At 55.9% G+C, this 14,101-nt stretch carries 14 protein-coding genes and 1 tRNA gene; 6 read left to right on the plus strand and 9 right to left on the minus strand.

The window, feature by feature from the left end; genetic code table 11:
- Positions 1-28: 28 nt before the first annotated feature.
- Positions 29-727, plus strand: coding sequence for a pseudouridine synthase (locus FFI90_RS15230; protein ID WP_144779091.1), 699 nt, complete (start codon positions 29-31; stop codon positions 725-727).
- Positions 728-815: 88 nt separating this feature from the next.
- Positions 816-1,265 carry a CopD family protein gene (locus tag FFI90_RS15235; RefSeq protein ID WP_144779093.1) on the plus strand — a complete coding sequence of 150 codons (450 nt, stop codon included), beginning with the start codon at positions 816-818 and terminating at the stop codon, positions 1,263-1,265.
- 47 nt (positions 1,266-1,312) lie between these two features.
- Here FFI90_RS15235 and ychF read toward each other — a convergent pair whose 3' ends face one another.
- The 8 genes from ychF to FFI90_RS15275 all read right to left on the minus strand — a co-directional run bounded on the left by ychF (position 1,313) and on the right by FFI90_RS15275 (position 8,320).
- The gene (gene ychF, locus FFI90_RS15240; protein WP_144779095.1) at positions 1,313-2,404 is read right to left on the minus strand and encodes a redox-regulated ATPase YchF; all 1,092 of its coding nucleotides are present in this window, start codon (positions 2,402-2,404) and stop codon (positions 1,313-1,315) included.
- A 114-nt stretch (positions 2,405-2,518) separates the two neighbouring features.
- Positions 2,519-3,112 carry an aminoacyl-tRNA hydrolase gene (gene pth, locus FFI90_RS15245; RefSeq protein WP_144779097.1) on the minus strand — a complete coding sequence of 198 codons (594 nt, stop codon included), beginning with the start codon at positions 3,110-3,112 and terminating at the stop codon, positions 2,519-2,521.
- 21 nt (positions 3,113-3,133) lie between these two features.
- On the minus strand, positions 3,134-3,781 hold the full coding sequence (locus tag FFI90_RS15250; RefSeq protein ID WP_144779539.1) for a 50S ribosomal protein L25/general stress protein Ctc: 648 nt from the start codon (positions 3,779-3,781) through the stop codon (positions 3,134-3,136).
- Between the two features lie 186 nt (positions 3,782-3,967).
- Positions 3,968-4,918: a ribose-phosphate diphosphokinase gene (locus FFI90_RS15255; protein WP_144779099.1), complete on the minus strand. Its 951-nt coding sequence runs from the start codon at positions 4,916-4,918 to the stop codon at positions 3,968-3,970.
- A 52-nt stretch (positions 4,919-4,970) separates the two neighbouring features.
- Positions 4,971-5,045: transfer RNA gene (locus FFI90_RS15260), tRNA-Gln, on the minus strand.
- Positions 5,046-5,064: 19 nt separating this feature from the next.
- The gene (gene ispE / locus FFI90_RS15265; RefSeq protein WP_144779101.1) at positions 5,065-5,928 is read right to left on the minus strand and encodes a 4-(cytidine 5'-diphospho)-2-C-methyl-D-erythritol kinase; all 864 of its coding nucleotides are present in this window, start codon (positions 5,926-5,928) and stop codon (positions 5,065-5,067) included.
- On the minus strand, positions 5,925-6,560 hold the full coding sequence (gene lolB, locus FFI90_RS15270; RefSeq protein ID WP_144779541.1) for a lipoprotein insertase outer membrane protein LolB: 636 nt from the start codon (positions 6,558-6,560) through the stop codon (positions 5,925-5,927). The genes ispE and lolB overlap by 4 nt, the downstream gene beginning before the upstream one ends.
- Positions 6,560-8,320: a tetratricopeptide repeat protein gene (locus FFI90_RS15275; RefSeq protein ID WP_144779103.1), complete on the minus strand. Its 1,761-nt coding sequence runs from the start codon at positions 8,318-8,320 to the stop codon at positions 6,560-6,562. Before FFI90_RS15275 ends, lolB begins: the two co-directional genes overlap by 1 nt.
- 246 nt (positions 8,321-8,566) lie before the next feature.
- Here FFI90_RS15275 and hemA point away from each other — a divergent pair, with 246 nt between their 5' ends.
- From hemA to FFI90_RS15295, 4 genes are read left to right on the plus strand one after another with little or no spacing between them, the layout of a single operon-like run.
- On the plus strand, positions 8,567-9,856 hold the full coding sequence (gene hemA, locus FFI90_RS15280) for a glutamyl-tRNA reductase (RefSeq protein WP_144779105.1): 1,290 nt from the start codon (positions 8,567-8,569) through the stop codon (positions 9,854-9,856).
- Positions 9,853-10,941 carry a peptide chain release factor 1 gene (gene prfA / locus FFI90_RS15285; protein WP_144779107.1) on the plus strand — a complete coding sequence of 363 codons (1,089 nt, stop codon included), beginning with the start codon at positions 9,853-9,855 and terminating at the stop codon, positions 10,939-10,941. Before hemA ends, prfA begins: the two co-directional genes overlap by 4 nt.
- Positions 10,931-11,797 carry a peptide chain release factor N(5)-glutamine methyltransferase gene (gene prmC / locus FFI90_RS15290; RefSeq protein ID WP_144779110.1) on the plus strand — a complete coding sequence of 289 codons (867 nt, stop codon included), beginning with the start codon at positions 10,931-10,933 and terminating at the stop codon, positions 11,795-11,797. The genes prfA and prmC overlap by 11 nt, the downstream gene beginning before the upstream one ends.
- Entirely contained in the window at positions 11,787-12,542 is a 756-nt protein-coding gene (locus FFI90_RS15295) for a HesA/MoeB/ThiF family protein (protein WP_144779111.1), read from the plus strand. Before prmC ends, FFI90_RS15295 begins: the two co-directional genes overlap by 11 nt.
- 138 nt (positions 12,543-12,680) lie before the next feature.
- Here the strand turns inward: FFI90_RS15295 and phrB are convergent, their stop codons facing one another.
- Positions 12,681-14,099, minus strand: a complete 1,419-nt coding sequence (gene phrB, locus FFI90_RS15300; protein WP_144779113.1) for a deoxyribodipyrimidine photo-lyase — start codon at positions 14,097-14,099, stop codon at positions 12,681-12,683.
- Positions 14,100-14,101 lie beyond the last annotated feature (2 nt).

Below are 14,101 nucleotides of genomic sequence, written 5' to 3' on the forward strand. Positions count from 1 at the left end.
CTCAAGTGTTCATGATCATGATCTTCTTATGAAGTCCAAAACCAGTCGCCTCGATCGTTTTGTTAGCCAGAATACTGATTTTTCGATTTCAGATACACGTTTGCTGGTTGCTCAAAAACGGATTCTTGTGGATGGCTTGCCGGCATATTCAGTCCAGCAAAAGGTTACGCAATTCACTCATGTTGTGCTGGATGGCAGGTGCCTGAAGAATAACGATCCCGTTTATTTTATGCTGAATAAGCCCAAGGGTGTTGTTAGCGCGACCAAAGACCTCAAGCACCGTACCGTTTTGGACCTTATCCAGCACCCTCGAAAGAACGAACTGCACATCGTCGGGCGCCTGGACCTCAATACCACGGGGCTGGTTTTATTGACTAACGACGGCGCATGGTCGCGTTTGATCAGTTTGCCGGAGACAAAGCTCGCAAAGACTTATGAGGTTACTGTCTCCGAGCCGTTGATTGATGAGTACGTTGCGGTGTTTCGAGAGGGTATTTATTTTGCCTATGAAAACATCACAACTCAGCCCGCGTGTTTGGAGATTCTCTCCGAGTACACCGCCAGGCTCTCACTGGTTGAAGGCAAGTACCATCAGGTCAAGCGGATGTTTGGCTACTTTCGAAACGAAGTGTTGGCACTTCATCGGGTTTCTGTCGGGAATATATCTGTGGCTGGGCTTGGAGTGGGGGAGAGTAGGCCGCTGACTGAAAAAGAGCGCTGCTGTTGAGTAAGGTACTTGTCGGTTCAGTAGCCGGTTGGCGTGTTAGTGTGTTGGTTCAGAAATTCTTACCTTATTATCTGCTGGGAGGCTTGCCATGAATTTGGCGATTGCACTGCACGCGTTATCTGCGGTTGTCTGGGTTGGCGGTATGTTCTTCGCCTATATGGCGTTGCGCCCTGCTGTGGTTGAGGTGGTGGAGGCTTCCCGGCGCGGTGGGCTCTGGTGTCAGACGCTGACCCGGTTTTTTCGTTGGGTCTGGCTGGCGATTGCGTTATTGCTGGTGACCGGTTACTGGATGATTTTCAACGTGTTTGGCGGCATGGCTGGAGCGGGCTGGCACGTTCATGTGATGCAAGCTCTTGGCCTGATCATGATGCTCCTGTTCTTCCATGTTTACTTCGCCCCTTTTCGCAGGTTGAAGCACGCGGTTGCCGAGAAGAATCCCGAACAAGGCGCTCGTTGCGTAGGCCAGATCCGCAGGTTGGTGGGTATCAATCTGATCATCGGTCTTGTGGTGGTTGTGATTGGAGCAGGTGGGCGCTGATGGTTAGCCCCTCCTTTCAATGAAGGAGGGGCTGGACGGGCACTGAATTAAACGTTAAACCGGAAGTGGATCACGTCGCCATCCTTAACAATGTATTCCTTGCCTTCAAGGCGCCATTTCCCGGCTTCTTTGGATCCGGCTTCGCCGTTGTACTTCACGAAATCGTCGTACCCGATGATTTCCGCACGGATGAAGCCGCGCTCAAAGTCGGTGTGGATGACGGCGGCGGCCTGTGGAGCAGTCGCGCCTATTCTCACAGTCCAGGCCCGTACTTCTTTTACGCCGGCTGTGAAGTAGGTCTGTAGGCCCAGCAAGCTGTAACCGGCGCGGATAACGCGATCAAGCCCCGGCTCGTCCATGCCCATTTCACTCAGGAACATGCTTTTTTCGTCGTCTTCGAGCTCGGAGATTTCCGATTCGATTTTGTTGCAGATGGGAACGACAACTGCGTTCTCGGTTTCTGCAATCTCGCGCACGGTATCCAGGTATGGATTGTTTTCGAAGCCGTCTTCGCTCACGTTGGCGATGTACATGGTTGGCTTGATGGTTAGCAGGCAGAGTTCGCGGATCAGCAGCAGTTCGTCTTTATCCAGCCCCATACCGCGCACGGGCTTGCCTTCGTTCAGTACGGGCAGCAAGCGTTCAAAGATTTCGATCTGGGCTTTTGCTTCTTTGTCACCGCCTTTGGCAATCCGCTGAACACGCTTGATGGCCTTTTCAACAGTATCCATGTCGGCCAGTGCAAGTTCGGTATTGATGATCTCGATATCGGCTGCGGGATCAATTTTATTGGCAACGTGAATAACGTTGGGGTCGTCAAAGCAGCGTACTACGTGAGCGATGGCTTCGGTCTGGCGAATGTTGGCCAGAAACTGGTTGCCCAAGCCTTCGCCTTTGGATGCGCCCGCGACCAGGCCGGCGATATCTACAAATTCCATGGTCGTGGGCACGGTGCGCTGCGGTTTAACGATTTCCGCCAGTTTATCAAGCCGGGGGTCGGGCATGGCGACTACGCCTGCGTTCGGCTCGATGGTGCAGAACGGGAAGTTTTCCGCGCCGATGCCTGCCTTGGTCAATGCGTTGAACAGGGTGGATTTGCCGACGTTTGGTAGGCCGACGATGCCGCAGTTAAAACCCATGGAATGCCTCTGGTGGTACGGGGAAGTTTGGGCGGATTATACCGGTGTCCGGCAGAGTGTGCGAGTAAGGGATATCAGGGGTGGCGCTTTGGCTCGGAGTGTAATCGTGAAGGGTCAGGCGATGGTGGGTTTGAAGCTGTGCAAACGGTTCATTGCGGCAGCAAGATTGCCAGAGGCAGCATCGGGCAGAACCCGCATGGTTTCGTCGAATACTGCGTTCAGATCTTCTGTTTCACGCTTGCCCAGGCGGCCCAGTACGTAACCGGTGACCTTGCGGCTGTCGCCAGGGTGTCCGATACCAATGCGCAGTCTCTGGAACTCATTGGTGCCAAGATGGGCGATGGAGTCTCTCAGGCCGTTGTGCCCGCCGTGGCCTCCGCCTTTTTTAAGCTTGGCAGTGCCGGGGGGAAGGTCGAGCTCGTCGTGAGCGATCAGTATCTGGCCGGGGGGTATCTTGAAGAAGTCAGCGAGGGCTTTTACGGACAAGCCGCTGCGATTCATGAAGGTAGCGGGGTTCAGCAGGTGAAGCTCAAGGCCTTGCCACTGAATGCGGGCGTAGTGCCCATGGTACTTCTTTTCGGGGCGGAGCGACTGGCCCGCATGGCGGGCCAGTGCTTCGACGAAGAGTGCGCCGGCATTATGGCGGGTATTCTCATATTCGGGACCGGGATTGCCCAGTCCAACCACCATGACAATATCCTGTACCATCTGCCAACGCCTCCGGAGTTATTACTCCTTTTCTTCGCCTTCTTCGCCTTCTGCTGCTTCGTCTTCTGCATCGTCAGCCTTGACGCCTTTCGGCTTGCTGACAGACACAACAGCGTGATCGTGCTCTGCACCGTGCTGCAGGGCAGGAATACGAACACCTTTCGGCAGTTTCAGGTCGCTCATGTGAACAATCTGGTCCATCTCTACATCGATCATGTCGATTTCGATGAACTCCGGCAGGTTTTGCGGCAGACAAGCTACCTCAACCTCGGTCATCAGACGGAACGCAACGCCACCAAAGGTCTTGATCGCAGGAGCCGCGTCTTCGTTCACCAGGTGCAGCGGAACGTGAACAAAGATTTCCTGGTCCTTCTCCACGCGCTGAAAATCGGCGTGAGTCAGCAGCAGCTTGTACGGGTGCCGCTGAAGGTCCTTCATGATCACGCTCTCTTTCTTGCCATTCAGTTCGATGGTCAGGATGTGAGAGAAGAAGGCTTCGTTTTCCAGAGCTTTTTTCAGCTCGTTGTGCCAAATGGAAATCGGAGTGGCTTCTTTGCCGGCACCGTAAATGATGGCCGGAATCTTACGCTCTTCGCGACGCAGGCGGCGGCTCGCACCTCTCCCCTTGTCGTCACGAGGAAATGCTTCAATAACAAAGTCCTGAGACATGGTTTGTACCTCAATCGTCACCTGAACTGCCCGCGACCAGGCGTTGGGACAGGTGATGTTTTCGAAAAGCCGGATGTTTCCGGCTTACTAAAAGAGTCGGGAGCCTGATCAGGCTCCCGACTCGGTATCTTTATGACAGCTTCTGGTAACTTGCTGTTTTTCCGAGTATTACGGCGTTCCGTTTACTCAGATATTCTCAAACAGGGCACTGATGGACTCTTCGTTGCTGACGCGGCGGATGGATTCCGCGAGCAGTCCGGCCATGCTGAGGGGGCGGATTCTATCACAATTCCTGGCTTTGTCACCCAGAGGAATGGTATCGCATACAACGAGTTCATCCAGGTCGGAGGCACTGATGTTTTCGATAGCCGGGCCGGAGAGGACAGGATGGGTGATGTAGGCCACTACCCGGGATGCGCCACGTTCTTTAAGCGCATTGGCTGCTTTGCAAAGTGTGCCGGCGGTATCCACGATGTCGTCCACCAGGATGCAGGTCTTGTTTTCAACGTCGCCGATAATGTGCATTACCTGAGAAACGTTCGCTTTCGGCCGGCGCTTGTCGATGATGGCCAGATCGGCGTCATCCAGTCGTTTGGCAACAGCGCGGGCACGTACAACGCCGCCTACGTCCGGAGAAACCACAACAAAGTTCTCGAACCGCTGCTTTTCGATATCTTCCAGCAGGACTGGCGTGGCGTAGATGTTGTCTACCGGCACGTCAAAAAAGCCCTGAATCTGGTCAGCGTGAAGGTCTACGGTGAGAACGCGGTCGACGCCAATGCTGGAGATCATGTCGGCAACAACTTTGGCGCTGATGGCGACGCGGCTGGAGCGCACCCGGCGATCCTGGCGAGCGTAACCATAATACGGGATGACGGCGGTGATGCGTGATGCAGAAGCGCGGCGCAGGGCGTCGGCCATCACGATCAATTCCATCAGGTTGTCATTCGTGGGATAGCACGTGGGCTGGATGATGAACACATCGTGGCCACGTACATTTTCATTGATCTCAACGGTGGTTTCGCCGTCACTGAAGCTGCCTACAGTGGCCTCTCCCATGGGGATGTGGAGTTTTTTGGCGATAGCATGGGCAAGCTCTGGGTTGGCATTGCCTGAGAAAATCATCAGCTTGGACACGATGGCATCCTTCTCGTTTTCGGCGGTTTGGTCAGAAGAAGCGGGAGAAAGTTGGCTGGGGTGGCAGGATTCGAACCTGCGCATGACGGGATCAAAACCCGTTGCCTTACCACTTGGCGACACCCCAGTATCGTGCTTTTTTGGCATCATTCCAGCTCTGTCAGCTTTTGGTGAAGAGGTGATACGTTCACCCCTTTAGCTACGAACCCGGTGATGCCGGAGGGTTTGCTTTCCCAGATAATCCGGGCTGCGGATTCTGTAGGGAAACGTCCAAATATGCAAGCCCCGGTTCCGGTTAATCTTGCAGGTCCGAATTCTGCGAGCCATTCCATGCTCTCGTTGACCTCAGGATACAGTCTTCTGACCACATCTTCACAGTCGTTTCGGCACCTCGAGGCGTCTCCCTCAAAAGCGGGCGCTATTCTGATTCTCGGGGTGTCCCTTGTCAACCCTTGCTCTGAAAATATCTTTCCGGTGTTGATGCTACAGGCAGGTTTCAGGACCAAAAACCAGTCTTCTGGCGGGGAAGCAGGGGTCAGTTTTTCGCCTATACCTTCCCCGAAAGCAGCATGGCCTCGCACAAACACCGGCACGTCGGCGCCAAGTGTCAGGCCGATTTCCGCAAGCTCGTCGAGCCCCAGCCCAAGTTGCCAGAGGTGGTTCAATCCCAGCAGTGTGGTGGCCGCATTGGAGCTACCGCCGCCAAGCCCACCGCCCATAGGCAGGCGCTTGGTGATGCCGATGGTTACACCTGGCAGGTCGCCTGATGTCTTTTTCGCAAGCGCACGCGCAGCTCTGATGATCAGGTTGTCTTCATCCGCCACCCCGCTTATGGGGCTCTCAAGCCGGATATCAGACTGCTCAGGGTTCAGGCTCAATGTGATGTCATCACCGTAGTCGAGAAACTGGAACAGTGTCTGCAGCTCATGGTAGCCATCCGGCCGCCGTCCAACAATGTGCAAAAAAAGGTTCAGTTTGGCTGGAGATGGCAGTGTGATAGTTGCTGTCACGGAGTCAGGTCCTGCCAACTGCTTACTACAACACGTACGCGCTTATCCTCTTTCAAGGCGGTGATTCTGGCGGGCAGGGCGGGTACGTCGCCTTGTAGCTCGTGCCAGCGATCGTAACGGATTTCCCAACCGGCCTGGCGAATCATGGCGAGTTCACCCCGATCGTCAAACAGTAGCCGAAAATCACCGCCAGGTGCAGGCAGGCCGCGTATCCACCACGTCAGGCTCTCCATCGGGAGTTGCCAGCCGGTGGCGGCTTTCATCAGCGCATCCGGGTCTCCGGAGCGATAGGTTTCACCGTTAGAGAGCGTCAGCTCAATGAAGCCCGGCACGCCTTTCAGATTCGTGCTGCCCATTCCGAGGAATGATGATGACAAGCCGAGATCGTAAGCTTCGCCTTCCTGTATCCAGTAGTTGATGATGGCGGTGCCACTGTCCGAAGGCTGGCGTACTGCCAGTTTTCCAGACAGTTGCCAGTGATCAAACCGCCTGAGCTTGGTGGAGCGGTCCTGCCAGTCAGCTGGAGGTTGGTCGGTCATGCCCTCGGGCAGTGGCTCCAATTGAATGGTGGTACAGGCGCTCAGGCTGGCAATCAGAATCAGGGCTGCCCAAATGCGAATAGCCTGCCCCATCATTGGTCACCGTTGTTGGTCAGCCGCTCAATGGTCTCACGTAAAACAGCGTGATCCGGATCCTGCTCAAGCCCTTCTTTCCAGACAATTTGGGCCTGCTCTTCGGCACCGTTCATCCACAATGCTTCGCCATAGTGGGCAGCGACTTCCGGATCCGGAAAGGCGGCCCAGGCGCGAGACAGGTAATCCAGCGCAGGCTCGAGTTGGCCTTCCTGGAACAGAACCCATCCCATGCTATCGAGAATGGCGGGGTTTTCCGGGTCGAGCGCGAGAGCCTGTTCGATGTAGCTGCGGGCTTCCTTCATCCGGTCCGTACGAGTTGTGAGTATGTACCCCAGGGCGTTGAGTGCGACGGCGTTGTCGGGGTTGTCTTCAACAATCTGCTTGAGATCTTCTTCGGCTTTGTCCGGCTGATCCAGAGCATCGAACAGCATGGCTCGCGCATAACGTATCTGAAGGTTCTCAGGGAACTCCTCAAGTGCGCTGGAGCCCGCTTGGAGTGCCTCTTGCTGCAGCCTTTGGTCGAGCAGAAGATTTACCTCCAGTAGCCAGTAATTTTCTGCCCGCTCCGGGTTGGTGCTGCGCAGAGAACGAATGTTGTCCCGAGCCTCCTCGAGCCTGCCTTCTGCGGCCAGCAATGCGCTGGCCCGGGCGAGAGCGGGCAGGTAATAGTTGCCCTGTTCCACGCTCTGGTAGTAACCGATGGCTTGCACTGCGTTGCCGGCCTCATCTTCAATTCGGCCCAGATAATAACTTGCTTCGCTGGTGTGGTGACCCTGTTCGATAAGTCGCGTGAGTTCTTCCTTTGCGAGTTCAAGCTGTCCGTTTTCCAGAGCTACAAGCGCGTGTGATAGTCGCAGCCCGGAGTTGTCGGGGTAGCGATCTGACAGGCGGCTAAACTCATCCTGAGCGGCCTGCAATTCACCTTCGCTGATCAACATGCGTCCGTAGAGCGTGCCCATTTGGCGATTGGCCGGGAAGCGCCGGGTGTTTACCAAAAGGTGATCAAGGGCTTCGATTACTTCGCCGGTTTGGTACAGCAGGTCGCCCTTGAGAATGATGGCGGGCTGAAAGTTGGGTTCTTCTTCAAGCAGAGGCTCCAACCGTAGAAGCGCAGCATCAGGATCCCCTGTGATTTTTAGCAGCAGGGCAATGCTGTATTCCAGTTCCGGGGTGTCCGGATGGCGGTTTGCCATTTCTTCATACAAGGCCAGCAATTCTCGTTGCTGTTCCTGAGGGAGGTTTCCTGCCATGGCCGCAAGGCTGTCGAAATCTGCGTCGCCACCCTGGTCCAGAATCCTTTCCATATACCCCAGGGCGGATTCGAGTTCATTGCGTTTAACGGACTGTATGGCCGAAACCCGAAGTGCCTGAAGGTTTTCCGGATCTACATCAAGCCAAAGCTCTGCCAGCTGCTTTTGCGCATTGTCACCATTGAGCGACTGGGCAATGCGCATGGCCCGCTCAATAACATTTTTATCCCGGGATTGTTGCGCAGCTCTGAGGTAATTGACAAGAGTGACATCGTACCGGCCACGCTGAGCTGCAATTTCTGCCGAGAGGAGCAGGTACAGGGTTTCCGGCTCAAAATCAGCGTATTCAACCGGCAGGTCGCCGCTTGTTTGCCCGATGCCTTCCTGCTGGTTTGTGTCGATTTTCTCGTCGGCGGCCGATGTGTCCCCCGAACCGGTTATACTGGCGCAACCTGCCAGTGAGAGGCCGAACAGACAGGTAACCAAAAGCGGTGCGGATTTGTGCATGCAACTTCCCGTGATTTGTCGACTACGCATCTTGAGTAACCCGTATCACCTCTTTTTTTGAGTTGAGTCGGGTCCCGGCGGCGACCGGTTCCCTATAATGGCATAAGCTCCTGTTCTTGCCCAACCTGTCCGCACTTCCCGAAGCACGGTTGGTTTTGGGTGGCAGCTGACGGCTTGGGCCGCTAAAATGCCTGCAGAATGGCGTTCGTTTACATCGCACATCGGTAAAGGATTGTAGAACCAAGAATGGCATTGCTAACGCTGGGAATTAATCATCGCACGGCCCCTGTCGAGTTACGGGAGCGGGTTGCGTTTACGCCTGAGCGCATGTCAGAGGCGTTTGCGGAGCTGCGTGCGGCGTCTGGCGCCAGTGAGGCGGCCATTCTTTCCACCTGCAATCGCACAGAACTCTATCTCGCGGGCGACGATGATTGCGCGCCGATGGTGCTGCGCTGGCTGGCGGGCTTCCACGATCTGGATGCCGCCGAGCTTGAAGAAGTGCTTTACATCCACCGCGACGCGGATGCGGTCAGGCACATGATGCGCGTTGCTGCCGGTCTGGATTCCATGGTTCTGGGTGAGCCACAGATATTCGGCCAGTTAAAAGATGCCTACGCTCTGGCCCGGGAACACGGCGGGAGCGGCTCGTTTCTCTCTCGCATGTTTGAGCAAACCTTCTCCGTTGCCAAGCGCGTTCGTACCCAGACCGCCATCGGCGAAAACCCGGTTTCCGTCGCTTATGCCGCCGTAAACATGGCTCATCGCATTTTCGCGGATATGTCGCAGAATAAGGCGCTGCTGATTGGCGCAGGCAAAACCATCGAACTCGTCGCTCGCCACCTTGCAGATGCCGGCGTGAAGAACTTCATTGTTGCCAATCGCACGTTGGAGCGAGCTCAGGCTCTGGCAGAATCCCGAGGCGGCCGCGGCATTCTGCTTTCGGAGATTCCGGATTACCTGGCCGATGTCGATATTATTATTTCATCCACTGCCAGCCCGCTGCCTATTCTCGGCAAAGGCGCGGTGGAGCGCTCTCTGAAGAAACGCAAGCATCGGCCGTTTTTCATGGTGGATATTGCTGTGCCCAGGGATATCGAGCCCGAAGTGGCTTCCCTGGCGGATGTGTATCTTTATACCGTTGATGACTTGCGCCAGGTGATCGAAGAAAATATTCGTACCCGTGAGGGTGCTGCCCGTGAAGCGGAAAATCTCATAACAGCTGGCGTGCAGGAGTTTCTCAGCCAGCTCCGCGCACTGGATGCGGTTTCCACACTGAAACAGTTCCGGCAGCGTGCGGAAGTGTTACGAGACATAGAAACCGAAAAAGCCCTGCGCGCTTTGCGCAATGGCGGCGATCCCGAAACAGCGTTGCGCAGTCTAGCGCGAGGCCTTACAAACAAACTCCTGCACGAACCTTCTATACAGGTTCGCAAGGCCACCACCGAAGGGCGTGCTGAGGTGACTGAGTGGCTGAGAGAGCTGCATCAGCTCGATGTGTTGGACGCAGACGCGACGACCACCCCGGAAAAAATATGAAACCATCGATACAGTCCCGCCTCGAGCAGCTTGTAGAGCGCTACGAGGAGGTGAGTGCTTTGCTCAGCGATCCCGCCACAATCGCACACCAGGACAAGTTTCGGGAATTATCCCGGGAGTATTCCGAGATTGAGCCTGTGGTGCAGTGCTTTCAGGCTTGGAAGCACTCTCTGGACGATATCAGTGAGGCAAAAGAACTCGCGAAAGACGGCGATGCCGACATGCGGGAGATGGCCGCAGAAGAACTTGAAATTGCCGAGCAGAAAACCGAAGAGCTGGATGAAGAACTGCAGCGCTTGATGCTGCCTAAAGATCCGAATGACGGCAAAAACGTGTTTCTGGAAATCCGCGCGGGAACTGGCGGTGATGAAGCCGCAATTTTTGCCGGAGATCTGTTCCGCATGTACAGTCGTTACGCCGAGCGCCGGCGCTGGCAGATTGAAGTGCTCAGCGAGAACGAAGGTGAGCATGGCGGTTATAAGGAAGTCATTGCCCGGGTTGCGGGCGACGCTGTATACGGCGCATTGAAATTCGAATCCGGTGCGCACCGGGTTCAGCGGGTGCCGGAGACCGAATCCCAGGGCCGCATTCACACCTCTGCCTGTACCGTTGCCGTTATGCCAGAGGCCGATGAAGCCGAGGCGATCGAGATCAACAAAGCTGACTTGCGCGTGGATACCTTCCGCTCCTCGGGTGCGGGCGGTCAGCACGTTAACAAAACCGATTCCGCCATCCGGATTACCCACCTGCCAACCGGTATCGTGGTGGAGTGTCAGGAAGAGCGCTCACAACATAAAAACCGCGCCAAGGCCATGAGCTTTCTGGCTTCACGGTTGAATAATGCGGAAACTGAGCGGCAGCAGAAATCCATGGCCGAGACCCGCAAAAGCCTGGTGGGTAGCGGCGATCGCTCTGAGCGTATTCGTACGTACAATTTCCCCCAGGGCCGGGTAACCGACCATCGCATCAACCTCACGCTTTACAAGCTTGATGATGTCATTGCGGGTGATCTGGATTCCGTGGTTGTGCCTCTTCAACAAGAGCATCAGGCGGAGCTTCTGGCCTCGCTTTCCGATGACGAGTAAACCTTCACTGACCTGTGAGGCGCTGCTGGACGATGCGGCGCGCCGGATTGCAGGTGATTCCTCCCGGCTCGATGCCGAGTTGCTCCTTGCCCAGGTTACTGGCCTAGGCCGTTCTGCCTTCCGCGCCTTTCCCGAGCGCGAAGTGGAAGTGCGGCTGGCAATAGAATTTGAAGAGCTTGTAATGCAACGTGTGCAGGGTATGCCGGTTGCCTACCTGTTGGGTCATCAGGAGTTCTGGTCCCTTCCGTTCAAAGTAAGCAGCAGTACATTGATTCCCAGGCCGGACACCGAGTGCCTGGTAGAGCAGGCGCTGGAATTGCCCTTGCCGGACAGTGCCCGGGTTGTTGATCTTGGCACCGGCACAGGAGCCATCGCTTTGGCGCTGGCCAGCGAGCGGCCCGGCTGGGCGATCAGTGCCTGCGACCTGATGGAAGATGCGGTGGCATTGGCACAGGCAAATGCCAGCCAGCTAAAGTTACCGGTGGAGGTTTTCCAGAGCCGTTGGTTTGCCGGATTGCCCACTGGCAGTTTTGATCTGATAGTTTCCAATCCACCTTATGTCGCTTCGGGTGACCACCACCTCGATGAAGGCGATGTTCGCTTTGAGCCGGCCTCTGCACTGGTATCCGGAGCTGATGGCCTTGATGACATTCGCCTGATTGTGAGTGAAGCGCCTGCCTGGCTGAATGCCGAAGGTTGGCTGCTTCTGGAGCACGGATTCGATCAGGCCGAAGCCGTTCAAGGGCTGTTCACCACCCGAGGGTTTGCTAAGGTGGAAAGCCGGAAAGACTACGGCGGCAACGACCGCATGACCCTGGGGCAGTGGCCCCGAAAAGGAGACCTCCATGCTCAGTGATGAAGAACTCCTGCGCTTCAGCCGTCAGATTTTGATGCCCCGCTTTGATATTGCGGGGCAGCAGGCACTGAAGTCCGCCCGCGTTGTGATAGTAGGGTCTGGTGGCCTCGGTTGCCCGGTTGCGCTTTATTTGGGGGCGGCCGGTGTTGGCCACATAACGTTGGTAGATGATGACGTTATTGAACTGGCCAACCTGCAGCGCCAGATCGCATTTGAGACGGCTCAAATTGGCGAGTCCAAAGCGGAAACCCTGGCCGCGCGAGTACGCAGTATCAATCCGGCAGTGTCTATTTCTGTGGTTAACCGCCGCCTTGAACTGAACGACTTTGACCGCGAAGTAGCCGAAGTCAGCCTGGCACTGGATTGCTCGGATAACTTCAGCACCCGATTCGCCTTGAACCGCGCTTGTGTAGCCGCCGGCGTTCCGTTGATCTCTGGCGCAGCTATCCGGGGTGAAGGCCAACTCAGTGTTTACGATAGCCGGAATCCCGAATCCCCTTGTTACCACTGTCTGTATCCCGAGCAGGGCAACGAAGACCTGACCTGTTCTGAAGCCGGCGTGATCGCCCCGCTCGTTGGTATGATCGGTTCGGCCCAGGCGATGGAAGCTATCAAAGTAATTTCCGGAGTTGGCAGACCCCTTGTGGGTCGGTTACTGCTTCTGGATGCCTGGGAAATGCAGTGGCGTGAAATGAAGCTTAACAAGGATCCTGATTGTCCGGTTTGTGGGTCTGAGCACGTCTGATCGAAGCAGGAGCGGCAGGCAGACATCGCCAAAACACGCTGTGAATACTTCCCTGTGCGCTCGGCTCCGCCATCCATGGCTCCGCACGGTTTTGGCGATGTCTGCCTGCCGCACCTGCTTCTACATTTGTTCCGCGTTCTAGCCTTTCAGCGCCTGAAACTTCGCTATTGCCTCTTTTCTACTTTCCTTCAAATCAATGATCGGCCTTGGGTATCCACCCGGAATCACGCCGCCCTTGGACGGATCGTGGATGCGCTTGTTATCCAGCTTTGCCAACTCAGGCACCCACTCGCGGATAAACTCACCTTTCGGATCGAAACGCTCGCTTTGAGTCACCGGGTTGAACACACGGAAGTAAGGCGCCGCGTCGGTGCCTGTAGAGGCGCTCCACTGCCAGCCGCCGTTGTTGGAGGCCAGAAAACCATCCACCAGTTTTGACATGAAATAAGCCTCGCCCAGCCGCCAGTCGATGAACAGGTTTTTGGTCAGAAACATCGCCGTAACCATACGCAGCCGGTTGTGCATCCAGCCGGTCTGGTTGAGTTGGCGCATGGCGGCATCTACCAAGGGGATGCCGGTGTTGCCGGATTTCCAGGCTTCGAAGTGCTCGCCGGGATCGTTCCATTGCAGCGCTTCGGTTTCCGGTTTGAAGGCGCGATGCATGCTCACTCGGGGGCAGTGGTACAAGGTGTGTATGTAGAAATCCCGCCAGGCGATTTCGTTAATCCAGGTCACCAGGCCTTCCTGGTTGCCTCCCATGCCTTGCGCTTGTCGCCCGGCGACCAGGCATTGGCGGCCTGAGAGCACACCATTGGCCAGATAGGGTGAAAGCTGGCTTGTGCTATCAAGAGCAGGGAAGTCTCTATGCTCTTTGTACGCGCGGCCGTGTTCGCTGAGGAAACACTCTAGCTGCGAGTGCGCTGCATCTTCTCCGGTTTCTACCAATGCTGGCGGGGCATTTTCAAAACCATCGGGAATGCTTGTAATGCGTTCCGGCTGAATGGCATCGCCCCGGGCCTTGGGTACTGGGTAAAGTGTTGGCTGGGTTGCATCAATCCAGGTGCGCCAGCGGCGGGAAAAGGGGGTGAATACGGAGTAGGGTTCGCCCTGGCCGGTCAGTATTTCACCCACCGGCGCCACGGTCTGGTCGCGATATTTGCAGGTAGTGATGCCCAATTCATCAAAGCGGTGCTTCACGGCTTTGTCGCGCTTGCGTTCGTTAACGCCATATTCTTCGTTGAAGTGAAGCTGGCGGACGCCGAGGTCCTGGCAGTGGGCTTCAAGCGCTGAAATGCTGTCGCTGAAGTCCTCAGCTTCTATAAAACAAAGCGGTATGCCGAGTTTTGCCAGTTCCTGGGCCAGGGCATTGGCATGGGCAACCACAAACTGAACCCTGGCTGGCGACCAGTCGTGCTCCTGCCATTGTGCTGGCGTGAGGATGAAACAGGCGCGAACGTCTGTGTTGCCTCCCGGTTTATCCGATTCTTTGCAGGCTGCGGTAAGGGCCGGATTGTCGGCGATTCGCAAGTCGTTTCTGAACCATACCAGTTGCGTCATTG

Source organism: Marinobacter maritimus, assembly GCF_007671675.1.
In the GTDB taxonomy this organism is placed as follows: Bacteria; Pseudomonadota; Gammaproteobacteria; order Pseudomonadales; family Oleiphilaceae; genus Marinobacter; species Marinobacter maritimus.